The 26,754-nt window shown below is 38.3% G+C and carries 29 protein-coding genes; 5 read left to right on the plus strand and 24 right to left on the minus strand.

Annotated features, from left to right (window positions below):
* Window positions 1–25: 25 nt before the first annotated feature.
* The 4 genes from NCCP2331_RS06620 to NCCP2331_RS06635 all read right to left on the minus strand — a co-directional run bounded on the left by NCCP2331_RS06620 (window position 26) and on the right by NCCP2331_RS06635 (window position 3,786).
* Window positions 26–1,309 (minus strand): TRAP transporter large permease, encoded by a 1,284-nt coding sequence (locus NCCP2331_RS06620; protein ID WP_251669476.1) that lies wholly within the window; start codon window positions 1,307–1,309, stop codon window positions 26–28.
* Window positions 1,309–1,803, minus strand: coding sequence for a TRAP transporter small permease (locus NCCP2331_RS06625; RefSeq protein WP_251669478.1), 495 nt, complete (start codon window positions 1,801–1,803; stop codon window positions 1,309–1,311). Before NCCP2331_RS06625 ends, NCCP2331_RS06620 begins: the two co-directional genes overlap by 1 nt.
* A gap of 91 nt (window positions 1,804–1,894) precedes the next feature.
* Window positions 1,895–2,917, minus strand: a complete 1,023-nt coding sequence (locus tag NCCP2331_RS06630) for a TRAP transporter substrate-binding protein (RefSeq protein ID WP_251669480.1) — start codon at window positions 2,915–2,917, stop codon at window positions 1,895–1,897.
* Window positions 2,917–3,786 carry an alpha/beta fold hydrolase gene (locus NCCP2331_RS06635; protein ID WP_251669482.1) on the minus strand — a complete coding sequence of 290 codons (870 nt, stop codon included), beginning with the start codon at window positions 3,784–3,786 and terminating at the stop codon, window positions 2,917–2,919. Before NCCP2331_RS06635 ends, NCCP2331_RS06630 begins: the two co-directional genes overlap by 1 nt.
* Before the next feature lie 176 nt (window positions 3,787–3,962).
* On the opposite strand from NCCP2331_RS06635, the gene NCCP2331_RS06640 reads away from it, so the two are divergent.
* The 4 genes from NCCP2331_RS06640 to NCCP2331_RS06655 all read left to right on the plus strand — a co-directional run bounded on the left by NCCP2331_RS06640 (window position 3,963) and on the right by NCCP2331_RS06655 (window position 7,642).
* A complete protein-coding gene (locus NCCP2331_RS06640; protein ID WP_251669483.1) occupies window positions 3,963–4,877 on the plus strand; it encodes a LysR family transcriptional regulator in 915 nt (304 codons plus the stop codon).
* A gap of 68 nt (window positions 4,878–4,945) precedes the next feature.
* Complete coding sequence (locus tag NCCP2331_RS06645) at window positions 4,946–5,155, plus strand: hypothetical protein (protein ID WP_251669484.1); 210 nt, start codon at window positions 4,946–4,948, stop codon at window positions 5,153–5,155.
* A gap of 432 nt (window positions 5,156–5,587) precedes the next feature.
* Window positions 5,588–7,009 carry an AAA family ATPase gene (locus tag NCCP2331_RS06650; RefSeq protein WP_251669485.1) on the plus strand — a complete coding sequence of 474 codons (1,422 nt, stop codon included), beginning with the start codon at window positions 5,588–5,590 and terminating at the stop codon, window positions 7,007–7,009.
* Window positions 7,010–7,642 (plus strand): hypothetical protein, encoded by a 633-nt coding sequence (locus NCCP2331_RS06655; RefSeq protein ID WP_251669486.1) that lies wholly within the window; start codon window positions 7,010–7,012, stop codon window positions 7,640–7,642.
* A gap of 384 nt (window positions 7,643–8,026) precedes the next feature.
* On the opposite strand, the gene NCCP2331_RS06660 is transcribed toward NCCP2331_RS06655, so the two are convergent.
* The 7 genes from NCCP2331_RS06660 to NCCP2331_RS06690 form a co-directional block, all read right to left on the minus strand.
* Window positions 8,027–8,362: a YlaI family protein gene (locus NCCP2331_RS06660; RefSeq protein WP_251669487.1), complete on the minus strand. Its 336-nt coding sequence runs from the start codon at window positions 8,360–8,362 to the stop codon at window positions 8,027–8,029.
* A gap of 204 nt (window positions 8,363–8,566) precedes the next feature.
* Window positions 8,567–9,400 carry a PD-(D/E)XK nuclease domain-containing protein gene (locus tag NCCP2331_RS06665; RefSeq protein WP_251669488.1) on the minus strand — a complete coding sequence of 278 codons (834 nt, stop codon included), beginning with the start codon at window positions 9,398–9,400 and terminating at the stop codon, window positions 8,567–8,569.
* 23 nt (window positions 9,401–9,423) lie between these two features.
* Complete coding sequence (locus NCCP2331_RS06670; protein ID WP_251669490.1) at window positions 9,424–10,620, minus strand: ATP-binding protein; 1,197 nt, start codon at window positions 10,618–10,620, stop codon at window positions 9,424–9,426.
* A gap of 6 nt (window positions 10,621–10,626) precedes the next feature.
* Window positions 10,627–11,007, minus strand: coding sequence for a hypothetical protein (locus tag NCCP2331_RS06675; protein WP_251669493.1), 381 nt, complete (start codon window positions 11,005–11,007; stop codon window positions 10,627–10,629).
* A 12-nt stretch (window positions 11,008–11,019) separates the two neighbouring features.
* Entirely contained in the window at window positions 11,020–11,484 is a 465-nt protein-coding gene (locus tag NCCP2331_RS06680; protein WP_251669495.1) for a hypothetical protein, read from the minus strand.
* A complete protein-coding gene (locus tag NCCP2331_RS06685; protein ID WP_251669496.1) occupies window positions 11,484–12,755 on the minus strand; it encodes a replicative DNA helicase in 1,272 nt (423 codons plus the stop codon). The genes NCCP2331_RS06680 and NCCP2331_RS06685 overlap by 1 nt, the downstream gene beginning before the upstream one ends.
* Complete coding sequence (locus NCCP2331_RS06690) at window positions 12,756–13,523, minus strand: conserved phage C-terminal domain-containing protein (RefSeq protein ID WP_251669498.1); 768 nt, start codon at window positions 13,521–13,523, stop codon at window positions 12,756–12,758. It abuts the gene before it with no gap.
* A gap of 170 nt (window positions 13,524–13,693) precedes the next feature.
* Between NCCP2331_RS06690 and NCCP2331_RS06695 the strand changes: the two genes are divergently transcribed.
* The gene (locus NCCP2331_RS06695; protein WP_251669500.1) at window positions 13,694–13,870 is read left to right on the plus strand and encodes a hypothetical protein; all 177 of its coding nucleotides are present in this window, start codon (window positions 13,694–13,696) and stop codon (window positions 13,868–13,870) included.
* Window positions 13,871–13,949: 79 nt separating this feature from the next.
* On the opposite strand, the gene NCCP2331_RS06700 is transcribed toward NCCP2331_RS06695, so the two are convergent.
* From NCCP2331_RS06700 to NCCP2331_RS06760, 13 genes are all read right to left on the minus strand, one after another.
* Window positions 13,950–15,122: an iron-containing alcohol dehydrogenase gene (locus NCCP2331_RS06700; protein ID WP_251669502.1), complete on the minus strand. Its 1,173-nt coding sequence runs from the start codon at window positions 15,120–15,122 to the stop codon at window positions 13,950–13,952.
* A 12-nt stretch (window positions 15,123–15,134) separates the two neighbouring features.
* The gene (locus tag NCCP2331_RS06705) at window positions 15,135–16,559 is read right to left on the minus strand and encodes an aldehyde dehydrogenase family protein (RefSeq protein ID WP_251669504.1); all 1,425 of its coding nucleotides are present in this window, start codon (window positions 16,557–16,559) and stop codon (window positions 15,135–15,137) included.
* A gap of 44 nt (window positions 16,560–16,603) precedes the next feature.
* Entirely contained in the window at window positions 16,604–17,608 is a 1,005-nt protein-coding gene (locus NCCP2331_RS06710; protein WP_251669506.1) for a LacI family DNA-binding transcriptional regulator, read from the minus strand.
* 324 nt (window positions 17,609–17,932) lie between these two features.
* On the minus strand, window positions 17,933–19,105 hold the full coding sequence (locus tag NCCP2331_RS06715) for a thiolase family protein (RefSeq protein WP_251669507.1): 1,173 nt from the start codon (window positions 19,103–19,105) through the stop codon (window positions 17,933–17,935).
* 8 nt (window positions 19,106–19,113) lie between these two features.
* Entirely contained in the window at window positions 19,114–19,542 is a 429-nt protein-coding gene (locus NCCP2331_RS06720; RefSeq protein WP_251669510.1) for a MaoC/PaaZ C-terminal domain-containing protein, read from the minus strand.
* Complete coding sequence (locus NCCP2331_RS06725; protein ID WP_251669512.1) at window positions 19,539–19,982, minus strand: MaoC family dehydratase N-terminal domain-containing protein; 444 nt, start codon at window positions 19,980–19,982, stop codon at window positions 19,539–19,541. The genes NCCP2331_RS06720 and NCCP2331_RS06725 overlap by 4 nt, the downstream gene beginning before the upstream one ends.
* Window positions 19,983–19,998: 16 nt before the next feature.
* Window positions 19,999–20,763, minus strand: a complete 765-nt coding sequence (gene fabG, locus NCCP2331_RS06730; protein ID WP_251669514.1) for a 3-oxoacyl-ACP reductase FabG — start codon at window positions 20,761–20,763, stop codon at window positions 19,999–20,001.
* 55 nt (window positions 20,764–20,818) lie between these two features.
* The gene (locus tag NCCP2331_RS06735; protein ID WP_251669516.1) at window positions 20,819–22,435 is read right to left on the minus strand and encodes an AMP-binding protein; all 1,617 of its coding nucleotides are present in this window, start codon (window positions 22,433–22,435) and stop codon (window positions 20,819–20,821) included.
* A gap of 36 nt (window positions 22,436–22,471) precedes the next feature.
* A complete protein-coding gene (locus NCCP2331_RS06740) occupies window positions 22,472–22,882 on the minus strand; it encodes an acyl-CoA thioesterase (protein WP_251669517.1) in 411 nt (136 codons plus the stop codon).
* 99 nt (window positions 22,883–22,981) lie between these two features.
* Window positions 22,982–23,209 carry a hypothetical protein gene (locus tag NCCP2331_RS06745; protein ID WP_251669520.1) on the minus strand — a complete coding sequence of 76 codons (228 nt, stop codon included), beginning with the start codon at window positions 23,207–23,209 and terminating at the stop codon, window positions 22,982–22,984.
* 350 nt (window positions 23,210–23,559) lie between these two features.
* Entirely contained in the window at window positions 23,560–24,873 is a 1,314-nt protein-coding gene (locus NCCP2331_RS06750; RefSeq protein ID WP_251669522.1) for a TRAP transporter large permease, read from the minus strand.
* A gap of 125 nt (window positions 24,874–24,998) precedes the next feature.
* Window positions 24,999–26,120, minus strand: coding sequence for a type 2 periplasmic-binding domain-containing protein (locus tag NCCP2331_RS06755; RefSeq protein WP_251669523.1), 1,122 nt, complete (start codon window positions 26,118–26,120; stop codon window positions 24,999–25,001).
* A 34-nt stretch (window positions 26,121–26,154) separates the two neighbouring features.
* Window positions 26,155–26,754, minus strand: a 600-nt coding sequence (locus tag NCCP2331_RS06760; RefSeq protein WP_251669525.1) for an acyl-CoA dehydrogenase family protein, incomplete at its 5' end; no start/stop codon positions are given.

Raw genomic sequence — 26,754 nt, forward strand, 5'->3', positions numbered from 1 at the left:
AATTGGTGTATAATAAAATCCGTTTTTATTGTGGCATCAAACTAGGTAGCCATAATGTGAACCAAGGGACAAATGCTAATATTACAATGGTTACAAAGGCAGCAATCATGTAAGGTAAAACTCCTTTAACGACTTCTGTAAATGAAGTTTTCGCAACAGCAGCTGTTGTAAAAAGGTTTATGCCAAATGGTGGAGTAATCAATCCGGTAACAAGTGCGATACAAAAAGTGACACCTAGATGAAGTGGATCCATTCCTAGTTGAACACCGATCGGTATGAGTATCGGTCCGAGTATGACAATTAAAGCCAATACCTCCATAAAGCATCCAGCAATAAACAGAATCGCTAATAACAGAATGATATATATATATTTGTTTGCCAAAAAAGGTAACAAAGAATCTGCTATTGAAGTAGGGATCTTGGCGGCTGACAATATCCAACCGAAATTTGCAGACATCGCCATTATGAACATTACCATACCTGATGTGACAGTCGTCTTTTTCATAGAATCAATCAAGTTTTGAAAATTGAATTCCTTATATACGATACTTAAAAGGAGACTGTACACTACAGCTACCACAGCAGCTTCAGTTGGAGTGAAAATACCTTTGTAAATACCTCCAAGAACAATAACAGGGAGAAGCAAAACAGGAAACGCATTCCGAATAGAAATTAAAACATCTCTAGGAGAGCTGCTGCCTACTGTTTGAATTTGTGTTTTTATTTTACGATTCACTAATAGATTCACAACTATAAAAGAAACCGTTAACAACACTCCGGGTATAATTGCCGCAATAAACATTTCTGGAATGGATGTGTTCATCGTGCTTCCATAGACAATCATCGCTATACTTGGCGGGATGACAGGGCCCAATGATCCTGCCGAAGCGAGAATACCTGAAGCTTGAGCTTTTGAATACCCATTATTTAGCAAGGAGGGAAGCATGATGGCCCCTATTGCTGCGACTGTTGCAGGACCTGAACCAGTCAAAGCTGCAAATATAGCACAGCAAATGATTGTAACCGTCCCTACGCCTCCTGGTATACCGCCTAATATCTTTTCAATACATAATACCAATCTTTTGGAAAGCCCACCAGTCTCCATTAAATATCCTGCAAAAATGAAAAGAGGGATAGCCAGTAAAGGAAAACTATCTATTCCCAAGACTGTCCTTTGAGAAATTAAAATGAGAGGGCTCATATCTGTAATCAACAAGAAGGTAATACTAGACAAACCTATGACAAATGCGATCGGAACACCAAACGCTAATAATAAAAGCATCGTGCCCAAAAGTAGAATCGCTTCCATTATTCGTTTTCTCCTTTCGCTGTTGCTTTGTAATGTTTAAGAAAGTTATGGAATGTGCCGATTATCATTCCAAAAGCGCCTACAGGTAAAGACAAATAGACAATAGCCATAGGGATTTGCAGGCTAGGTGTCAGCTGATTGGTCGTAAGAAAAACCATTTTTAAACCATAAATGAATAATACCACTACAGCAATCATCACCATGGCATCACAAGTTAGATTATGAATCCTTTTAAGGTTGCCGGTTAGCTTGTCATTCAATAAAGTCACGGTAGCATGGGCGTTTTCATTGATACAAATACTTGCACCTAACATAGTTAACCAAATAAAGCTGTATCTAGCCAGCTCTTCAGTGCCAGTCATCGAAGCACCCAAGATATAGCGCGTATATACTTGAACAGCTATCGAGCCAGTTAAAACTGCCAAGAATAACAAAGAAAACACAATAAAAATAGTATTTATGAACTTATTGATGTTAGACACGATATTGTTCATATTAATTACTCCTCGTATTAAAAGTAAGACAGATGCAAAAAGAGCAGTTATTTCATTTCCTGCATTTGCACCTGCCATGTCTTCTAAATTGTTATTTAGATAATTTAGATTCGATCTTCTTCATCAGATCTTCTCCGATTTGCTCTTTATACTTATCATAAACGGATTGCACAGACTCCCGGAAAGGAGTTTTATCATCGATGTCGTTTACCATAGCACCGCTTTCTTCCATTTCCTTAAGAAGTTGTTCATTAACCTCCTGAGAAGAGACCCGCTCATCAGTCGCCGCCTTCTTAGCAGCATCTTCTACCAGTGTGCGCTCTTCTTCGTCAAGACTTTCCCATATGCTTCTCGAAACACTAAGGGAAATAGGAGAATAAAAGTGATCAGTTAGAGAAATATATTTACTTACTTCATACGTTTTATAAGTATACATAGGCGTGATTGGCTGTTCGAGCCCATCAATTGTTCCTTGTTGTAATCCTGTAAACACCTCATTTGAAGCCATAGTTGTAGGATTTGCTCCTAATGCTTTGAATGTGTCTACATATAAAGGATTTTCAGGAACTCTGATTTTAATGCCCTTTAGATCAGATACAGACTTAATAGGACGAATAGAATTAATGACGCTTCTAAATCCTCCCTCTCCCCAAGACAAGATTTTCACATCATATTGATCATATAAATCATCCTCAAGATCGCCCATGATATCTTGATCATCTAGTACGTTGTAAGCTTCCTCCTTAGTATCAAATAAATAAGGTAAATCAAATGCCATGAATTTCGGATTAAATGATCCGAAGCTAAAATTTGTGATTACTGCCGCATCAATCGTTTGGATTTTCATTCCTTCTATCATAGAGATTTCACTGCCAAGCTGGGCATCGCTAATGATATCAACTTCAATTGAGCCATCAGTAGATTCTTCTACATACTTTTTAAAATTTGATGCAAGCACATGATATGGATCCGTATCCTGAGCCGGATCGATATGCCCCAACTTGATTACTTTCTTCTCACCCTTACTTCCATTTTCTTTCCCATTATCCCCTGCGCAACCAGCCAACATACCAAAAACCATCATACAAGAAAGAAACATTAGAAATCTTTTCATTATAATTCCCCACCTTTTAATTTTTGAAGTCTATATTTATCATGTACTTTTTCCATAAACAACACAACACACGAATTAAATTTATCTGCTTCATAATAAAACATCATGTGACCACTCTTATAAAACTTGTTTATTTCTGAATATCCTTTAATTTCTTTTGCATAAGCGTCAACCATATCCAAGCCATAATCATTCGAATCACCGCCAAATATTGAAACAGGAACAGACAGGCTTGCAAGGGTCCGGAAGTTATCAGTTTGACAAAAGTCATAGTGCAGTTCCAAGGCTGTCCAAGGAGGTGTTAGCTTGAACTCATTGATTATCCAGTCACGATCATCATCCGACATTTCTCCATTGGAAATCCGTTGAATAAATTTATTATAAAATGCATCAGCTTCATGATAAAGTGGCATGTAGACCTGAAGCCAATTATCAACATCGTAAGAGCGTGAGCGATGCTTATTCCATTGATGATCTGAAAAAGGATGCAATGAGCCATCAATTAAGATTAATCCTTTTAATTTATATGAATCTGTGATTTTTGCATAACTAACAACGACAGAAGAGGCAAGTGACCAACCACCGATGACTACGTCTTCCAAGCCCAAATGATCTACTAATTCTTTAATGTCAAGAGCGTTTCGAATGACAGTGTTATTACCTTGACTTTTTGAAGAACGCCCTTGCCCTCTTGGGTCAAAAGTGATTATTCTATAATGCTTAGATAGAGCGCTTACATTTCTTTTAAAGAAAAGAGTGGTAGCTAAAAAACCAGGCATTAATATTAATGGTTTGCCTTTTCCGATATCCTCAAAATAGATATATGCCCCGTCGGAAGTCTTGAAAAATTGATCTTGAGTAAATTTCATGTGAATGCTCCTATGTTTTCAATCTAGGTTAACCTGATAAGCAGCTGTCTTAATAGTTAAATAATATCAAACTCCTCCTTATAGGTCTAATATCAATTTTGCATATAAGATATAGGATTTATGTTATAATGTTTTTAAAAATGATTGAAAATTCATGAATGAGGAAGAAAATAGCCATGACAATGAAAGAACTTATTTATATAATTGCAATAGCAGAAGAAAAAAGTATATCGAAAGCAGCAGAGAAACTGTATATTTCTCAGCCATCACTTAGCCAATGTTTATTACGCGTAGAAAGGGATTGCGGCACGAAGCTCTTCAATCGGACAGCCAGAGGACTTTTTTTGACTTATGCAGGTAATAAATATGTAGAAACAGCTATTAAGATAACAAGTTTGTATAAAAATTTTGAGAATGATTTACTTGAGATTGATCAAATGAGAAAAGGTCATATAAGTATTGGAACAACCGTGCATCTTGGCTCAATGATACTACCGATTGTCTTACATGAATTCAAAAAAAAATATCCTAATATCGAGATATCAATTAAAGAGGGGTCGTCTAAACAAATAGAAATGAAGATTATGAATGCAGAAGTAGATATTGGATTGATACATTCTCCATTACAGACGAATGAAATAACTTATCTACCTATAAAAAAGGATCCTTTTTTACTAATATGTCATAAGGGAAGTCATTTGGAAGAATTATTTAAGTATGAAGAGGGAAGTAAATATCCTTTTATTGAGTTATCTAACTTATTAGACGAGAAATTTATTTTGGCTCACCCTTCTCAAAGAGTAAGGCAGATATCTGATGACATACTTGGCACAATAAAACTTAAACCTAATATATTTTTGATAAGCAAAAGTGTTCAAACAGCAATTAGTCTGGTTGCTTCCGGTTTAGGCGTGTCATTTGTGCCAGAGTCATATGTTTCACTTTTTAACTATCAAATCATTCCTAACTTTTGTTATATTAATCACTGTCCCAACGCTTATTGGACACTCGCTGTAGCCTACAATGATAAAAATGAATTAAGCGGTCCTTCTAAAGAATTTATTCGTTTAGTGGAAAAGAATTTCTCTTAACTTTCTATAATCATTCGAACAAATTAGCGTAGACAAGAGTATTAGTAGTCAGGTCCACACACGGAGTGATGGACGAAACGGACTACAGTGAACTGAAATGGCGCAACAACCGCTATGATGAAGAAGAATTGTTGCGGCTGCAATTGTGCGAAAGCTATGCCGAAGCGGTGCTGAGCGTATGGAAAGAACACAAACAAAGCCGCACCATCGGGTTCTGCTCATCGATCCGGCAAGCCGTCTTCCTGAGCGACTATTTCAAGGAAGCAGGCTATTGTTAGGTACCAGATCCTCAAACAATTTAAACACTATTTTAAAACGAATTAAATTTGTTGAAATCTTCTTTCCTTTTTGTCATCCCCTTTAATTTTGTATACCAGGTCCCGGCACAATTCTGAATCGTGGTGAAAGGGCATGGGACTTTCCCTTCCTTATCCTTCCCTTTCACCTCTGCATTACCTAAATCTGATGTATCCCATCTCCCCCGCCTGTGTGCCGCACAACCTGAAAAACATTCTGAATAGCTTACAAATTATGTGGCGCACAGGCACCGTGCAACAAATATAGTGAAAGAATGTTCCATTATCTAGCAATTCACAATTAGATACCAGGCACTCACACAATACAAAGAAGCATAATTGATTAAAGTATATTCCTGCCTTTGCCTGTTATATACTGAAGATACAAGTATGGAATGCTAAGGAGAGAACCTTATGGTACGCAATGAGTGGACACTAAAAATAAAAGAATTTGGTAAAATTAAAGAAACCTCCATTACGGTCAGTCCTTTCATGATGTTTGTCGGGCATAATAACAGTGGAAAAAGCTATATTATGGAGTTACTTTGGGGTTTAATGATGAAGGCTGAACAACTTTCATCGTTAAGTCAACCCGAAGTTATTGCAAAGATTCAGCAGAAAATCGAACCGATGAAGGGAATGGATCAATACGAAGTTACAATAGATGAAGAAGTTCAAAAAACTTTCATTAACGAATGGAACCGGATATTAAACGAACGAAAAAAAGAATTAATTCAATCCATTTTCCGACATGACATAAATATTGACATGCTGGAAATTGAAAGGGAAACCTATTTGCCAATCACGATCAGTTGGGAATTGAAAGAGGAGATTCCCGATCAAACATCAAATGACAAAATACTGCGCTACATTATAAGCGTTGACGGCAAACAGTACCATTCTCTTGGCGGGCATCTAAAACAAGGTTCCTGGGAGAACCCGGAAGGCAAACATATGAAAGATTTGCTTATGAGTGAAGCCATTAAAACGCTTTTTCTCATGCAGTTTCATTATGGATATCTCGGCAAACAGCGAAACTTTAATCCAAATACAAATCAGCCGTTATATTTTCCCGCTTCCCGTACCGGCTTCATGCAAACATATAAGGCAATTGTCGGAAACTTACTAACAAATAAAGAAGAATTATTTATAACTGATCAACCGGCTGAACGACCTGAAATTATAGAAGGTACCACTCTGACTTGGCCGACTCAGAACTATTTAACGAGGTTGGTAAAACTAACAAGCAGTGAAGAATATGAGGAGAAATATAAAGACTTACTTCAGTTTATGGAAATTCATTTGATGAAAGGCAGTGTACAAAAAACGGATCTTGGTCAATTCGAATTTATCTCTGATCAGGATAAACGTCTGCCACTGCATATTACTTCTTCTTTGATCGCTGAACTTGCTCCATTATATTTATTCCTCACTTCATCCAAACAATCAGATTTGTGGCTGATAGAAGAGATTGAATCACATTTACATCCCAATATTCAACTGGAGGTTGCGAGACTCTTGATGAGGCTGACGCACGCGGGGTTTAATATATGGATGACCACCCATAGCGACAATATTGTAAATGTAGTAAATAATATGCTGGTATTGGCTCAAAAAGAAAACCGTACAGAACTGCTGCAAAAACTTGGTTGGGAGTTGCAAGATCTGCCTATAAGAGTGAGTGATATTAAACTGTACCAATTCGATAATTCATTGACCGAAACAACAATTACAGAATTACCACTTGGAGCAAATGGGTTTGAAGTCGAATCGTTTAACGATGCTTTGGATAAGTTGATAGAAAATACTGTAACAATACAGAATGATGGTGTGTAAATGTTTACTTTAGGACATGATGTGAACCGTCTTCGCAACGATTTTTATATGTATTCAACAGATCATCAATTTATGGTTACAGAAACCTCCGGAGATGGCTTGGCAGAGGTAGATATTCATTTTTCTAATAGGATGTATCAAGCGTATTATCAATTGCAACACGAAAAAACTCACTGGTTACAATATACAGTGAATGCGAAATGTCCTGACGGTATCTTTGTGTGCATTTTTCAGCAGGACGGGGTTTTGTGGGCGGACTTTCATATTGTTGAATTGAAAACTACGTTAACCAGTCAAAAATGGAGTGAGGTTTTGCAGCAATTTCGCGGCGGTGTTTTGCGAGCACTAAGTTTTTGTGGAACGCTTGGCATTGAAAAAGTGCGTGAAGTGCATTTGTATTCATGCGCAGTGGATAAAACCAAAATCGAGAACGATTTCAGGTCATACCAAGCACAATATTATACAACTGGCGGAGTATCCAGAAAGCGAAAAACGGGTGTCAACTATAACGACCTGATGAAGTGGGGCCAACCAATCCTGCAACTATTCTATAGCGGTGGAAAATGCACCCATCAATTTATCAACCTAACCAGAAGAAGCGACGGAGTCAATATAGGAACATTACGGATATAAATCAAGTTTGTGCAAAATTACGGCAAAATCGTTTAAGATCCGTGACACAACTGTATGTGTATAGCAGGACAAGCGGTGGTACTTTTAATTTTGTGTATCAGGTCCCAGCACAATTTTGAATCTTGATGAAAGGGCTTAGGATCCCCCCCCCAGTGCTTCGTGTGTGCGATATATTATTTATAATGTTCTGGATAATTTCTAATTTGTGTGGCACCTTGCAACAGCAGTTGTCTCAAATGTCTGCGCTGGACTATATCATGCTGATCAATGATGCGAATCGTGAATTGCAGATATTACATTAAGAGATGCATGCAAAACATTGAAATAACCAGTACACTACAAATCGTATACTGGCCTTTCTTTGTCTCTCTTAAATTATCCGTTTCACTCAGCAGGAGCCACGTATAACTTCGCTGTGTTTTCCGGTATTCTCTCACTACAATTCGGACACATAAAGTACATGTATAGCGGGACAGGCGGTAGTACTTTTATTCCTGTTTTCTCTTCGTATTGCTTTAATCCTCCATTGGCTATCACATTATGTTTCTCCATCTGGCGTAACGCTTTTTCATCATAGGGAAGATCCCACATTAATTCGACGTCGTCGGTCGGTTTGAGCAGGTCGTTCAGGATTGCCCATAAGATGCCATGCGCTTCAAAACTTCGTTCACATCCCACTGCTTCTTCAAAAAGTTCTCCTACTGTCGTAATCGAGTTCATTGCACTCCACTCCTACATCTGATACATGACCGTCTCCCCCGCTTTCGCATGCCCGATATAAGCGGGAAACTCCGCGATATAAAAGGTGCCTGTGCGGGAAACAACTTAGACACAATTCGGAATTGTTTTCAAGTTGTGTGATGCACAGGCACAGCCCGCTAGGAAAGTAGCACGTTAAAGCTGCATGCTATTACACTATTAAAGTTAGAATGACACTTCTTGAATTACGAAGGTTTCAATTTCTTTTCCAACATCCGTTTTCTTTCTATTAAATGATCTTTCAAAAGCATCTAGATTTTTGATTAACTTGACACGGTCAAAAACAAATAAGAAAAGGTGGTTCGCCTTATAATGAAACGAGTCAGAACCTAATTCTTCAGTTAATTTCCGTTCAGTCATGTTTTCTCTTGTGCATTTGACCTCAATGACAATATCATATTCTGCTATCACAATATCATAGCGAACGGAATTATAACCCGCATCGTCAACTGCTTCTAAACGAGCTTCTGGAAATATTGGTCGAATAAGAGCGTATAAGATTCGCTGAACGTCATACTCATTACCTATCTTAATCTTATCGAGATCCACTTTAGCTATTTTACCGCTCCCATGTACTTCGGATTGATACATCGCATCAATATGCTTATGAAAGTTCCTCAGGATTCTTCTAATGATAATTAAAGCGGTAGACTTACCGATAGAGTTGTCCTTATTTTCCTCAGGTGCATACTTACCAGATTGAATATCGCTGTTTAATCGATGCAAATAACTTTTACCATTGTTTATTGCAGCCTTCAGATTTTTATCACTTTCCGCTTCTGAAAACTTATTTATAAATACATTTGTTTCCGTTAGAAAGTCCCTGCTAATAGACCTTGTGGAGAAAGTTTCCTCCAGTATCCCGCTAACCGCATGTCTCCAATTGCCGAATTCATTATATGGATTCTTCTGCGAGTTTAATTGCTCTAATTCTTCTTTTTTAGTATTAATTTTATGCATGGCTACAGTAGGATCAATGATCAATGTGTTTTTTGTCATTATTTCATGTCCCCTTCGTCATATCAGCTACTCCATCTTAGGTAAAATAGAAAAAGTGGATCAAGAATAAAAACTTGATTATCTTTCCACTCAAAAACTTGATATATTTGTCCACTAATCTGCATGATTTCTTCGACTTTTTGCAAAGAATCTTTAACTTTCTTCCGCTCGATTCTCTCGCTTGAAGTACTGGTTAATTGGTCAACTCGATCTTTTATCTCATCTAAAGAAATACTAATAATTGGAGGATCTGAAGAAATAGCATTTAGTAAAATATGATAGATATCAGCTTTTTCTCCATTATCCAGTTGATATTTCTTTCGGCGTTGTCCTCTGGTTGAAGGGCCTGCTACTATTTTTTTCACCACTTCTTGATAAGGTAAGTTGATAGTAGTGAAACGATAAGATTCTTTTAATATTTCCGGGTCTTTAATTTCTTTTATATCTTTATGGTCAATATCTAAAATAATAGACAGATTTAAACATATCGATTGCATCAATTGTGGGGAGGTCAGACTTTCTGTAGCCATCTTAGCAGCAAAGTCTTTGCTTATCCTTATTCCGAGTTCAGTGAAACCAGTAATTGCAATAGCCTCTAACTCTTCTTCTTTCCAGGGTTCAATATTTATTAAGCTTAGTCTGCCGCTTAAATCGGGGTTCTTCCTAATAGCATCGTCTGCTCTGTGTGGCAGTGATATAACGATCGCTTTAAATTCTCTTCTGATTGCATCCTTCAATTGATAAGCAATGTCGAATTGAAGCTGTTCAGATGCATAATGGAAATCATCAATTATTAAAGTCAAATTACTTTCTTTAAAGTATTGAATGACTTTATCTTTACTTGATATATAAATTTCTCGTGTAGAGACAGACTTTTCTTCAGGGTTACTGAATGTACTTTTAAATGAAGCGGTTTCTGAGTACTCTCCCTCAAGCGATATGCCAACTTTATTAGCGACAATTTTCCAGAAATCATCTTTGTATTTAAAATCACTTCCAGTTAGAGAGACGATGTTATCAATTCCAATTACTTTCTCACATAAAACGGTTTTACCTGTTTTTGATGGTCCGATGATAGAGGTCAAATAGCCAGGTGTGCCAAGTGCCTGTTGAAGGCGTAATTCATAAGTGAAATTCAAACCTGTGGGTTTCCTTGATACGTAAGTAAGGTTCGGAAAAGATCCCGGCTTAAATACATCATTTGCATGAAGTTTCGCCACTTTCAATCACTCCTTTATGATAGCAATAGTGCTAACCTTTATATACATAATACACCTTTTTAACACCTTAATATACCTATATCTTAAAAGATATACCTTTATATACCTTGTATACCCTATTTCATTAAGCGGTGCCTGTGCGGGAAACAATTCAGACGCAATTCTGAATTGTTTCAAGGTTGTGTGATACACAGGCACAGTCCACTGATTTTTTTCCATCTGGCGTAACGTTTTTTTATCAATGGGGAGATCCCACATTAATTCGATGTTGTCGGTCGGTTTGAGCAGGTCGTTCAGGACTGCCCATAAGATGCCATGCGCTTCATAATTTCTTTCACATGCCACTGCTTCTCCAAAAAGTTCTCCTACTGTCGTTATCGAGTTCATTACACTCCACTCCTACATCTGATACATCACCGTCTCCCCCGCTTTCGCATGCCCGATATAAGCGGGAAACTCCGCGATGCGTTTCTTGCGTTCGAATAAAAACTCTTCTCTTCCGCTTTCGGCGGAAGCCATGACTTTCGTTGCGAGCCGGTCGGCGTTTAGGATGCTGACGTCGTTTTCACCGAATTTATTTCCATGGAGCCGGAAGACGTCCAATGAATGTTCAGCGAAGTAGAAAGCGAACCAGTCTTTTGTTTGCGTTTTGATGGCATAGAGCTTGATCCTGCCGATGCCGAGCAGATTGGTTTTATGCAGGTGGAGGACGGCTGCTTCGTCGGAGTTCACCTTCTTTAATTTTTCGACGCTGTCATTCACTCCGATTTTCTTGTTTGCGAGAGCCCAGTAGATGTTGTGAGATACGAGACTCATATCCATTTCAACCGCAAATTCGAAAAGCTCTCCGACTGTAATATTCATTACGCTTCGCTCCCTACCCTTTTTGTCTGTTCAATATCACTCAGTTCGCCGGTTTCCTTGATGTAGCTCACGGTGATTCTTCCGGTCGGGCCGTTACGGTGCTTGGTGATGTCCAGTTCATCTGTCGGAGTCGATCTTTTATGATAATAATCATCTCTGTAGAGGAACACCACAACATCTGCATCCTGCTCGATATTTCCCGAGTCCCGCAGATCACTCATGATCGGTCGCTTTTCCTGGCGCTGTTCGACTGCCCGGGATAATTGCGACAGGACGACGACGGGACAATTAAATTCCTTCGCCATATTCTTCAGATCTGCACTGATTTGGCCGATACTCTGTGTTTGATTGCCTGGATTGCCGTCGGGCCGAATAATCTGCAAGTAGTCGATAAAGATGATCGGGTGTTTATCCGGACTTTCTTTCATGATTTTTCTCGCTCTCGCTTTCATCTCGCTCACTCTCAAGGCACTTCTGTCATCGACATGGATATGTGCTTCATTCAGCCGATCCATGACAGTGCCCCAACCCCCTTTTTGCTTGTCAGTAAAATGCTTGTACGGATTCCGCATACGCAGCCGGCTGTATCCGGCGGTGGCGGCAATCAGCCTGTCAATCATCGGCTTCCTGTTCATCTCCAGCGAGAAGATGATCGGCAAATGACCGGCCCAGCCCGCATGCAATGCGAAATGATTCAGTGTATCCGTCTTCCCCATCGACGGCCGGGCTGCTACCACGATGAATTCACTGTCCTGAAATCCGTTTAAGATTCGATCCAATGCAGCAAGCCCCGTTGTTGTACCGATATTTTCGTCCAGCGGTATGAATGGCCTTTCATATTGCTTGATCAATTCGTTCTTTAATGAGGTTTCCATGCTCACTGTGTTGTCATCCTGCAGGGAGTCGAATGACTGCTGGATTTCTGCAATGGACCAGTTATTGTGCTGCGCCAGTTGTAATATTCTGGCTTTCTCGATTTCCCGCCATTTGTTGACGATGATCTCTTTGTATTCATCGAAGCGTGCAGGATGGCCGAAGTTTTTGAGTTCCGCGAGATAGTTGGCTCCTCCAAGACTTGCTGGTTCCCGGATTATCAGCAGGGTGATATAGTCGGCCACTTTATTCGCACCGGCCAGTTCGTGCATCGCACTGAAGATGATTCGATGAATACGGGATTGGAAATATGCTGCCTGAATCCCGCTGTCCAAAATGAAATGATTTTCCTGCAACATCGTTCCCAATACACTTTTCTCAGCTAATTCACTGCTCATTTATCTCTCTCCTTTTGTGAAATCCAATTCGAATGGCAGCAAATCCTGCTCATTGTTTTGCACAGGTACCTCTTCATTTACGTAATTCTCGAAGTTCTTTGCGTTGAATAAAGTAGAGGGACGCAAGTAGTTACGGAATTTCTCATCCTGCAGCCATTGGTCTGTCTTCAAATCGATGACTTGTTGGATGTCCTCGACTGAATAGCCTTCATTCAGCCGTGCATTGAGCATTCTTACGGTCGCTGATGCATTTGCTTTGAACTGTTTGCCTGTTTTCTCGTTTAGGTGGCTGATAATTAAAGTGATCTCGTCGTGGTGCAACCCGACAAGTTCTTTTTTAAGGTTCTTAAGTTCTTTAAGTAATGGTTTGCTCAAATTGAGCACTCCTGACTGCTCATTCTGAACAGTGTCATCTGCTCGTTTTGAAAACTGTTCCTGATCGCAGCCAAGTGTGCCGATAGTGGAATAGTCGATGCGGTACCACTTCGTTTTGTCAGCTTTCATCCGGTTGTGTTCAGATGTCGAGATCAAATAGCCCTTCTGTTCAAGGTTACTGATGATTCGGCGGATTGTAGCGTTGGACCAGAAGGGAAACTCTTCTTCCCACTCTTCATACGTTTTGGAGACCCATTTCTCTCCCCCATTGTTTTTTCGGGAAATCAGTGAGCGGAAATGGAGTTGCTGCAATAGCACTGCTTCGTTGAGTCCCACTTGTTTCACAAGCGACGGCAAAATAATCATCGGTGATTCATTGATCAGTAAATTCATGTGGTGAACCTCCCTATTCATTTTGATGTAAGTGGCTGGATGCGCCTCTTACACGCTATATAGAGGAGTTTTGCGAAAAGGATACAGGAGGGGTCAAAATACATCGTGCGTTTTTAGCCGAGTATCCTTTTCCGGCCCACTGTCTATGTAGAGGGAAAGGGAGTGATGATGTGAAAAGTTATTTAGAGGTAGATAAGGAATTCAGGGATGGAGAAGAGATGGAGAAGGAATTGTACATGTCGAATTCGATGGTTCGGAGGGTGCCATTTGCGGAGTCGGAGACGCGGGGGCTGGTGGCGAATGTTTTTGTGATTTTGCCTGTAAGTTATTTTGAGGATCTGAATTAAATCGAAAATGAGCCGGAAGGACAATTTAGCTATGTCCTTCCGGCTTATTTAAATCTCCTAATATGCAGGTTACTTAATTTTATTGAACAATTACCCCATCAAAAGCTGCTCGATAAACCTTGAAGATATCATCTTTTTCTAAAACTCTTGGACTGCGTGCAAGTATTCTGGTCTGTTTGGTCGCATCGATTGTCAGCTTTTCCAAAGCATCCTCCGGAATATCGAACCCTTTTAACGTCGAAGCAATGTCGACATCTGCCACTAATCTTTTTAACTCAGCAACACATCTGTGGGATGCTTCTTCTTGCGACAAATTGGCAGAGCTAAAGCCCATTGCATCATAGATATCCTTCATTCGCTTTTCACAACTATGTCGGATATAGCCCATGACATAAGGCAGCAAGACTGCATTTGAATCTCCATGTGCGATATGGAATTGACCTCCAAGCGGATAGGCAAGAGCATGAACCCCGGCTACGCCTGCATTGAAAAATGCTAAACCGGCTAAATAACTTCCATAGCTCATATCTGTACGAGCTTGACGATCCTCCCCATTAGCCACTGCCGTTCGTAACGACCCACTGATTAATCGGATGGCTTGCAACGCCAATGCATCCGTTACGGGACTAGCGTTTTTCGAAATATATGCTTCCACCGCATGCGTCAATGCATCAACGCCAGTAGCTGCAGTAACTTTAGATGGTACCGAGACTGTTAACGCCGGATCAACAATTGCCACATCAGCCAATAAATAATCATGCGTCACAACATCCTTCGTAGCTTCAAGAGATAAAACTGAGATATTGGTTACTTCCGATCCAGTACCGGCAGTTGTCGGAATCAAGATGGAAGGCAAGCCTTTTTCGGTGATTTGCTTCGTACCCGTCAAGTTCAAATAGTCGCGCACATCCCCTTCATGCGCTGCTAAGACTGCAGCCAACTTGGCCAAGTCGAGTGCGCTCCCTCCCCCAACGCCAATCACCATATCAAATTCATGATGACGTGTATAAGCAACCAACTTCTCACCGATAGCTAAAGGCGGCTCCGGAACTACTTCGGTATACACAATCGTATCAAAACCAGCTTCTTCTAAAGGTCTTGTGATCTTTCCTGTCAAACCGATATCCACTAAAAATGGATCGGTTATGACAAGGATTTTCTTTACTTCAAACCGATTTACTTCATTAATTAAATGTTCCAGAGAACCCCATCCAGTATAACTAATCGGGGCAAATGTAATTTTTTCAGACATTCAAAACACTCCTTACTCTTGATTCCAAACAACCAACTTATTCTCAGTCATTTCTTCAATCGCATATTTCAGACCTTCCTTGCCCGTACCGCTTTCTTTCACACCGCCATAAGGCATTTGGTCGACACGGTACGTCGGGACGTCGTTGATCATCACGCCGCCGACTTCTAAATCTTTCGATGCTTTAAAGGCTGTCTTAATATCATTCGTGAAAATCCCTGCTTGTAACCCATATGAAGAATTATTAATAGCAGCAATCCCCTCATCAATTGAAGAAATTTTATTCACAAACACAATCGGTGCAAAAACCTCCTGGCATGAAACCTTTGCTGTAGCGTCCACGTTGGTTAAAATGGTTGGCATGAAAACACCATTTTCCACACTTCCGCCCGCAATTAACTGCGCTCCCTTAGCAATTGCTTCTTCTACCCATTCAGCTGCACGCTCTTGTTCTGCCGAATGAATCATAGCAGAAATATCCGTATCCATTTCGAGTGGACTGCCAATCACCAACTTCTTCACGGACACCTTCATCTTTTCGATAAATTCATCATAGACACTTTCCATTACATACACGCGCTGTAATGAAATACAGACTTGACCTTGATTGGAAAACGCGCCCGTTACACATTTAGAAACGACCTTATTGAGATCTACACCATCATCGATGATAACACCAGCGTTAGAACCCAGCTCCAATGCTACTTTCTTGAGACCCGCTTTATTTCGGATTCCAATACCTACTGCAGGACTTCCGGTGAATGTGATCATCTTCACTTTTTCACTTTCCACCAATGCATCCCCAACTATCCGTCCACTACCCGTTACTACATTAAATGCCCCCTTCGGCAAATCCGTTTGCTCTAGTAGTTCAGCAAGGAATAATGCAGATAAAGGCGTTTGGGAGGCAGGTTTCAAAACGATTGTGTTTCCTGAAGCAATTGCGGGACCAACTTTGTGTGCTACCAAGTTTTGCGGGAAGTTGAAAGGAGTAATTGCCCCTACCACCCCAATCGGTTCCCGGACAGTATAACCAATGCGGTTGGCACCTGTTTTCGCAGCATCCATCGGAATCATCTCACCAGTCAAACGCTTCGCTTCTTCCGCCGCGAATTTATATGTTTCAATTGTACGATCAATTTCGCCTAATGCATACTTCAAAGGTTTCGCCGCTTCTAATGAGATTATTTCAGCTGCCTTCACTTTATTTTCAATAAATAAGTCTGCTAATCGCTCTAAAATTTCTGCCCGCTTGTAAGCTGTTAAATTTTTCATTTTGCTCAATGCCTTTTCCGCAGAATTAATGGCATGATTCACATCATCTACTGTTGATTTAGCTATATCACTAATTTTCTCATTAGAATAAGGGGATAACAAATCTATAAATTCATCTGTCCTCTTCCAAGTTCCATTTATATAAATCCTTTTTTTATTCAATTGTAATACGCTCCTTTGAATACGTAACCATTATTTTTTATATCTTATTCCTTTTTCTTCACTGTCTTTCTTTTAAATAATCTAACAGGCTCAGTAATTTGGACATTTAACTCTTCATTTTCCTCAATTTTACGTATTAGATTTTCAATAGCAATCTGTCCTAAATCTAATGATGAATTAATTCCAACAGTTGTCAAATTGATTGAAGCATGCTTACTAATTTTCACATTGTCAATACCAATTATGCTTATGTTTTCTGGAATCTTATAACCTAGACCAATATAATAATCCATTAAAGATATTGCCAATGCATCAGTAGCTGCACAAATAGCTGACGGCTGATTTGGAGTCTTAGTTAACTTTGAAAAAGTATGACGCAATTCATCAGGAGTATTATTCTCAAAAAATATACTTTCTTTGCTTATCTTTATACTATTACGTGTAAGAGCATTAATAAAACCATTATATCTTCCTTTAAATGTACTCATTGTAGAAGGTCCTCCGACCCATGCTATATTTCTATGGCCCGAATCCAATAGGTAACTAGTTGCTAAGAATCCAGCTTGATCGTTATCCATCTCTACGAAATTCTGGTTACTTTCATGTTTCCTGTTAAAAAGGATAAAAGGAATTCCTGATTTCAAAATTTTTTCATAAATAGGATCTTCAATTAGAATTGAAGATAATATTATACCGTCTACTCTATTTTCAAAAACTGCACTATACGTTTCTTCCAAATTACCAATATCTGAAAAATGTACATTTATCTTATAACCCAAATTAGTGACGTAATTTACAATGGACGTTGTAGTATCAACAAAAAAATGGTTACTTAACGGCCCTGAAATTAAGGCTATTGTTCCTGTCTTTTTCTTGACAAGAGACCTAGCATTTGCATTAGGGATATAGTTTAATTCTTCTATTGCTCTCATTACCTTGTTAAAAGTGGGTTGTTTTACAAGATGGGGAGTATTTAGGACACGAGAAACCGTAGTTTGAGAAACACCAGCATACTTGGCAACATCTATTGAGGAAACTATAGCACTCACCTGTCTTTCCAATTTAAAATAAATTACATATCATAATAAGTAATATCTGTTAAAGTCTTATGAGATATAAAGTTAATTATAACCTATTTATTGATTAAATAATCTTAGTTAACAACGCAAGATTTATTACTTAAGATGAATGTACTTTATACAAACTATAGAATTAGACACAATCGAAAACAATTTCCTCAGGTTATTATAAAGTTTAATCTTATTTAGATTGAGCTATTAGAATTTTCTCCCGTTTCCACTATTACTTGAACACTTTAAATCTGACATTTAAATTAGATTAAAAGTGGAAGTACATATGATTTTACTTAAAGATCACTTTTCTAATTCGATAATGGTTGCAATTCCTTGACCACCTCCAATACAAGCTGTAATTAGCGCATATCTCCCCTTTGTTTGTTGCAGTGCATAGACTGCCTTAGTAACCAAAATCGCGCCTGTAGCACCGAGTGGATGTCCGAGTGCAATAGCGCCACCATGTATATTCACCTTTGCCATATCCATTTTTAATTCTCTGTTGCATGCTAACACTTGAGCCGCGAAAGCCTCATTAAACTCTATTAAATCAATTTGCTCTAATGATAATCCAGCTTTTTTTAAAGCTTGTTGTGTTGCACTTACAGGTCCAATTCCCATAATATTTGGATCCACCCCGGTCACTGCATGAGAACGTATTACAGCCAAAGGTTTTATCCCCAGCTCTTCTACTTTTTCACGGGACATAATCACGACTGCTGAAGCAGCATCATTAAGTCCCGAACTACTACCAGCAGTTACAGTACCATCTTCCAAAAAGACCGGCTTCAACTTGGACAGTACATCAAGTGTTGTGTTGGACCTTGGATGTTCATCCACTTTAAATTCAATTGAATCTCCTCTCCTACCAGGCACGTCTACAGGTACTATTTGTTCCTTGAATTTGCCTTCTTCAATTGCTTTTGCCGCTTTCATTTGACTATCTAAAGAAAATTCATCCTGTTCTTCTCGACTGACATTATACTTTGAAGCTAAGTTTTCAGCTGTAATACCCATGGGGGGATCGCCAATTTCTTTCGTGGAAAGCTGATATTTTAAAAAGGATGGCTGTTCAGCATAGTTAGTTTTTTGGGGACGAGACATTAAGTATGGTGCACGGCTCATACTCTCAGTACCCCCAGTAATAAAGATATCTCCATCGTCAGCCCAAATAGCTTGAGTTGCAAGAATGATTGCGTTTACACCTGAGCCACATTGGCGATCGATAGTAATGCCTGGGAGGTGGGTTCCTAACTCTGCTTCTAAAGCAGTTAACCTAGCAATATTCCCGCCTCCACTTAAAACATTCCCAAGAATTACGTCGTTTACTAATTCAGGCGTAAGATTTGCGCGCCTAAGTGCTTCCTTAAGTACAACTGCCCCAAAAACGTGTGGAGGTATTTCTGCTAAAGCACCTCCTTGTTTACCGATTGCTGTTCTTACTGCTGAAACAATAACTGCATCTCTTTTCATATGTTTTCTTACTCCTTTGTAATAAAATATTCGGGAATCCCTAAAGTAAAAACTAAATTGCCCACAAGAACCTTTTCACTTTTTTGGTTAATAGCATTTACTTCAAAGTGCATGCGGCTCTCTTCCCTATTTATTAATATTGCCTTCAAAGTAATAGCATCTCCTAAGAAAACCATCCCTCTAAAACGAATGGAGTAAGTTTCAATAAAACCTTCTTCTAAATATTGCGTGAAAATTTTAGAAAGACTTCCCATTGTCAACAATCCATGAGCAATAATACCGGGAAGACCAGCATTTTCAGCTTCAGCGTCAATCGTATGTATTGGATTGAAATCGCCAGAAGCTCCTGCATATTTAATTAAATCTAAACGTGAAACTGGTTCCAGTTGTACTATATTTAATGTCTCTCCAGGTTGAATTTCATTAATCCGCTTCATGCATTCATCTCCTTTCTTACAGCATCATTAATAATAGCTATCCTTTCTTCCGTAAATAACAATTTTCCCGTTACATCCTCGCCATGTAACGTCAAAACAAGAAAACCCATTTTCCCACTTTTCCCCTCCTTTTCATAATAGTTTTTCACTTCATTCCAACAGAAGACTTCTTCTCCTACTAATAGAGGTCTAGTATACTGATAGATCTGTTCACCATGTAACAGTCCCTTGCTGGGCAATCCAGGTATGGATCCTCTGTCAAAAGTAGCCGGAAAGGTAGGTGGTGCTAAATTTTGTTTGTAAGGAGAGCTTTTACCAACTTGTTCATCAATATAGATAGGTGATGGATCTCCTATTGCTTCTGCAAATTTTTTAACTGCACCTCTTTCGATTATATTCTTAACTTTTTCAGATTTCTTTCCAATAAAACTCCCTAACATTTAATTAACCTCCAATTTAGTTTTTTGGTCCCCCTGCTACGTATAGCACCTGGCCATTTATAAATGAGGATCGCTCATCTGCAAAGAAGGCTACTGCATTGGCCACATCCTCTGGTTTTCCACTTCTATTTACAGGTATTGTTGATACTGTTTCCTGAACAAATTTTTCAAAAGGCACCCCAATACGCTCAGCTGTTGCTTTCGTCATATCGGTCTCTATAAAACCTGGTGCTACAGCATTTACCGTCACACCAAATTTTCCTAATTCAATTGCTAGTGTTTTTGTTAAACCCTGCAACCCAGCTTTTGCCGTCGCATAATTGGCTTGCCCTCTGTTGCCAAGAGCTGAGGTAGAAGAAATATTTATAATTCGACCATATTTATTTTCTATCATATATTTTTGTGCCGCACGGGTTGTATAAAATGCGCCATTTAAATGGACATTCATGACAGTAGTCCAATCTTCGTCAGTCATTTTAAATAGCATATTATCACGAATTACTCCGGCATTATTTACAACTATATCAATCGATCCAAAACGATTAAATACTTCCTGCATTGCTTCTTCAATCTGCTCTTTGACGGTAACATTTGCTACCTTTACATATACAGAATATCCTTTTTCCTTTAATTCCATTTCAGCTGATGCTAACGCTTCCTCATTAATATCAATAATTGCTACATTTGCTCCCTCACTTGCTAGACGCTCAACAATTTCCTTTCCTAGCCCTCTACTCCCACCAGTTATGAATGCTGTTCTTCCTTCAAATATATTATCCATTGATCTGCTCCTTAATTTAGAATTGTATTCTAACGTGATAAATAAGAATTGTATTCTATTTATTAGACTTCAATAAACGTCGTAAAATTTTATTAGTGCTGGTCTGAGGTAGGGATTCCATAAATTCGATTTCTCGTGGATATTTATATGCAGCCATCTTCTCTTTTGACCAAGTAATAAGTTCTTCTTCGGTAATAGAGCCTTCTTCGCCCTTATTGAGAACAACAAAAGCTTTGACCGACTCTCCTCGCACACTATCGGGAATGCCAATTACAGCTGTTTGATTGACTTTAGGATGTTTGTTTAACATTTTTTCAACTTCTTCCGGGAATACGCTATAACCTGAACATTTAATCATTTCCTTATTTCTACCAAGAAAATAAAGATAACCATCAGCATCAATTTTGCCAATATCCCCAGAATAAAACCATCCATCTATAAGTGATTGAGAGGTAGCTTCTGGACTATTCATATAACCTTTGAACACGCTTGGACTTTTAATAACTATTTCGCCTGACTCGCCAACTCCTAAGACTTTTCCACTTTCTTCAACATTGACAATTTTGATCTGTGTCTCAAAAGTAGGTTTTCCAAAGGATCCGTATTTTATTGCCTCGGGTGGCATTAAAGTATCTGCTGTATGGGTCTCGCTCATTCCGTAAGCAAATTCAAACAATGGCACTCCAGAAACTGCTTCCCACTCATCTGAAATCTCTTTTGTCACTTGGATACCAAAACTAGTTCCTAGGTTCAATCGTAATGATTCTAGGTTAGGTTTTTCGGAGCTACTACCGGCCTGCTTAATCATTTCAACAATCATAGGAGTTGTCGTGTAAGCTACAGTTACCCCGTATGTTTCCATGGCTTGTAACACGCTCATAGGATCAAACCTAGTCAGCAACACTGTTGTAGCTCCAGCCATTATAGGACTTGTCATCCCCACTAACATTCCTGCAATATGAAAAATAGGCATTACCCCTAAAACAAGATCATCATCAGAATAGTTATACGTTTCTATCACGCAACGAGTTTTAAACTCTGTATTTTTATATGTTAACATTGCCCCTTTAGGTTCACCTGATGTTCCAGAAGTATATACTACTAACCCTACATCTTCTGACATATCTATATTAATATTTGGAAGTTCTACAGATTGACTATCCTCTACAATTATCTCCATAAAATCATGTACTTCAGCAAATGTACATTTTTCGATTGTTGTTTCAGGAAAATCGGGATACGGGATTTCAGGTAACATATCCATGTAATTAGTTACTATCACATTTTCTACTTGCGTCTTGCTTTTGATGTTTTTAAACACAGGATATTGATTATCCAGGGTGATAAGAGCTTTTGCATTCAAGTCATTCAATTCGTATTCTAGCTCCCATTCTTTAAACATGGGATTACATGGTCCAACCACGCCGCCTATTTTTTGAATAGCGAAGTGCGAAATAATATACTGAGGACAATTTTGCATATATAAACCAACACTATCGCCTTTCCTAAGGCCTTGTAAAGATAAAAATTGGGCTAGTCTGTCTGAGTAGATATCTAGATCTTTGTAAGTTATCTTCTTTCCATAATAAATTATTGCAACTTTTTCAGGATGTTTAGAAGCATTTTTGCGTAAATATTCATGTAGTGGTTTGTTCTCCAAAGTCAATACCATTATTCTTCCTCCCCTTTGATAGAATTGAAGACTATGTCATTTATCAAAATCTTCATTTGGCAAAAAGTGATTTATTAACTCTTCTTTGATAGATTCTGGTATTTTCTCTGATCTCTTTTTGCCTAGATTATAATTAACGTAAGTGACAGTGCCTTGCGCACATAATGTATCATCCTGCCATATCTCTTCATACAATTCCAAACTAGAATTCCCAATCCTTTTCACCCAAGTTTTTACTACTACATTATTTCCAAAATAGATCATATTTTTATATTCAACCTGCATATTTAAAATAATCATTTTCCAATTTTCGAATGAACTATCTGGTGTGAATAATTTAAATATGTCATTTCTAGCTGCCTCGAACCAAATAGGTATAGTAGTGTTATTTATATGCCCTACCCCATCAGTTTCCGATACACGTGGTACTATTATTGTTTTATACATATTTATTTCTCCTTTAATTACAACGAGTTATTCCAGAGTTGGATTTTTTGTCAATTTCCTGCTTTTCTAGGAAAAAATGTAACGTTTCTTGAGATATTTTTAGATTTCTGGAGTTTCATATTTGTCCATAACAACAAATGATGGAGTTTTAGTTTTTACATTCTTTATTAATAAAAACAACATTTCTATTATTACCAAAGAAAATCCAATAGGCACAAATATAATTACTATATAGAGTGGATAGTTTGTACCTGCAGCAGTAAACGCTAGCCCCTTTTCTAATGCTTGTAAAAAATATTGTCCTCCAAAAAGCGCCAGCAATGACATCAGTATAATCTCTAAAGAAATTAGTACAATTGCCACAATGCGCTGAAAAAAATATTCTTTACTTTCGTGATCAGAAATTCAATACGCGGCATCATACCTACCCCAAAAGCGTAAGCTAACGCTGGAAAAACAGCTAGTGGCATAAAGTAATTCTGTGATATCTCATATGCCGATAACATAGAAGTACCGAAAATATTACGTAGTAAAACATCAGCGCTAGTGTACAACATCATTATGAATACCGTGACACCACTCAATAGCATGCCAAAGAATTTTATCTTTTCAAACAAACTATATAGTTTAAAGTATCTTTCAGACATATATATACTCACTCCTTTTCAGTAAAATATCTACATCATATTAGGTAATATAGTAGCAATACCCGGGAATACTATTAGCAATCCGATGATAACGATACCGATAACGAGTGCATAGGGGAGTGCATACCGGAAAATCTTTTCGCTCGAAATGCCTGTCACACCTGCAACCGAATAAACGCTTAATCCAACTGGAGGAGTTAAAAGGCCTAAAGTACACAGAATTCCAACTATTACTCCAAACCAAATTTTGTCTGTTCCCATTTCTATAATGAGAGGTAATACAATCGGAGCTGTCATAATAATAACTGCTGCTCCTTCGATAACCATGAATAAAATAAAGTAGATGGTGAATAAAACGATTAGAACTAAAGTTGGGTGTTCTATCAATGAACTTAATAAACCAATAATTTTTCGTGGTAATAGTGATATAGAGACAAATCGACCAAATATCTGAGCAGTAATCATAATCATTAAAATCATTGAAGTTAGTTTAACGGTATCGGCAAAAGAGTCAGTTAAGAATTTAATATTCACTCTTTTTAAAATCAGTGCTGCTATGAAACTTGCAAGCGCTCCAATCGCCCCTGCTTCACTTGGGGTAAAGATCCCTGCAAATATGCCATAGAAAACTATAAATACGATAGATAATGTTAAAACTAAAGCGCTAATTGCTCTTGATAACGAAACATGCTCTTTTTCAAAAGGCTTCTCAAAATCACTTTGCGGATTTTTTTCATTTGAAGTTTTAAGAAAAATCAACATAACAATAATGATAATTACCATCATTATTAGGCCAGGAACAATTGAAGCGATAAACAACTGACCAATCGGGGTTTCAGTCGCTACTCCCCATAAAATCAGAATAATACTTGGCGGTATAACGGCTGAAAGTGAACCAGCAACAGCCACTGTTGCCCCTGCTATGCCCTCTCCATATCCTCGCTTCAGTAATTGTGGAACCGCAACTTGACCCATGGCCCCTGCGGAGGCATTTGATGATCCTGAAACTGCTCCCATTAAGCCGCCTGCTAGAATCGTTAATACACCTAATATGCTACTTCTGCCTTTGGATACGTTATAAACTATGCTATATAAATCTTCCACAACCCCTGCACGTACAATAAATTGAGCCATTATTACAAATAAAGGGACAGTGGTTAGTGAGTAACTAGCAGTGCGAAGGAATGGATCCGATTGTAGGAAGCCATTTATGTATCCAGGTCCTTCTAATAGAACTAAGCCGACAATACCAACTGTTAACAAGATGGAATGTATATACATTCCTGAAAATAGTAATATTAATAGTAGAGCGAATACAACGATATAAAGTATCTCAATTGTCACCTCATAACCTCCTTTTCATAGTTGTTTAAAGAAGACTTTTTTAATATATCTTTTGTTCCTGGAGTATACATTGATCAACTTTGTAAGCATACTCCAAGAACAGATTTACTTTGGAATTTAATTGCTTACTCAATATCCATAAGTGAATCGTAAACCTCTCCGCCTTGTTTAATAATTATATCTCTCCACAACATTGCTGCTTTTTTTCCTGGCAAACCTTCTTTCTCCTTTGCTTCGATCCATGCACCCCATGTTTCTACAGATGCTTTTTCTAAAAGTTCTCTAGCATCGGAATCTAACTCGCTAACATCAACTAATCTAATTCCTGCAGCTTCAGCATCCTTTAGGGCTTGATCATACAATTCTAATTTAACTGTTGACTCGGATAAATCATATGCTGTATCTTCCATCAACGAGCGAATATCTTCAGGAAGCTCGTTGAATTTATCCTCAGGCATTAACCATACAAATGGGAAGTGACCAAGTGCTAGGCCTGTGATTGAAGTAGTAATCAGCTCATCAAAGCCATATGGTTTGTAGTCAACTACAGAGCGTACATTTCCATCTAGGGCCCCCCTACTTAAAGCTTCGAACTCTTCACTCCAGGGCATAGATACTGATCCAGAACCAAGTTTTTCAACGAAAATTTCGTGTGCTCTTCCACCAGTTCTGAGAGAAAGTTTTTGTAAACTTTTTGCTGTTTTAAACTCATGTTTTCCTACTGCTCCGATTGTATAAGGTGATATAGGTTGAACTGGAAGCACTTTCATTCCGTGTTTTCCAAATTCTAAGTCTGAAAAGGTTTTACCATTTTGTAATTCTTCATCACTTTTAATAAGATCTGCGTATGCTTTAGCAGCAATTAATGTATCTGACTTTTTTAATGGTAACATCGTTACATCAGATAACGGAAATTGATCCGGATTATATGTTGGAAGAATGGGTGCCGCAATATCTATTGTCCCATCTTGCAATGCCCTGATTTCTTCTCCAAGGGGGACTAGTTCTTCTGAATAAAATGCGTCAAATTTAACTCGTCCATCTGTTTCTTCCTCCATTGTTTTCATCCACGGAGTTGTAAATGCCGCTGTATTAGCATCCTCACCATTCAACCCTACATTCAATCGGAATTTGTAGGTATCCTTTTCAGCACTATCGGCACTTGTACTCTTAGTCTCATCTTTTGAAACACAACCACCTAATAAACCTAAAGCCAATAAACTAGCAAATAGATACTTTTTCTTCATTGTTAGTCCTCCTCCTTTTATTAAAACTTAGCTTTTAAAATTTATACTTATAGACCATTTGCTTACCAACGAGGTTTTTTAAAACTTCCCTAGTCCCTCCACCTATTGATACACTCTTGCTATCACGAAAAATTCGTTCAACTTCATATTGCTCTAAATAACCGCTGCCACCCATCAGGTCTATTGATTTAGATACTATATCTTCCATTAATCTTGTACACTCAATTTTGTTGATTGCTAGAGATAACATACTAATTTCATCATTTCTGAACTCTTTAATCGTCAAATCAACTAAGTGATCAATTATTTTCAAAGATGCTGTCATCTCGGCAATCATAAATTGTATACCTTGAAAATCCGCAATACTTTTACCGAATTGCTTTCTTTCACGAATATATGATAATGCTTTTTCAAAAGCAGCTTCAGCCATGCCAAGAGTCATAATAATTGAGCCTATACGATCAAAATTAATAAGATTTAAAACATCTCTGATTTCTGTTCCAAGTAAATTCCCTTCTTGTACTCTGGAATTATTGAATGCTACAAGGCCTAAACCAGAACCTTTTACGCCTAATGTATTAAGTTTTTCCGCCTGGATACTATCCTCATTTCCTTTTTTCTCAATCAACGTAGT

Source organism: Sporosarcina sp. NCCP-2331 (assembly GCF_023707945.1).
Taxonomy (GTDB): Bacteria; Bacillota; Bacilli; order Bacillales_A; family Planococcaceae; genus Sporosarcina; species Sporosarcina cascadiensis.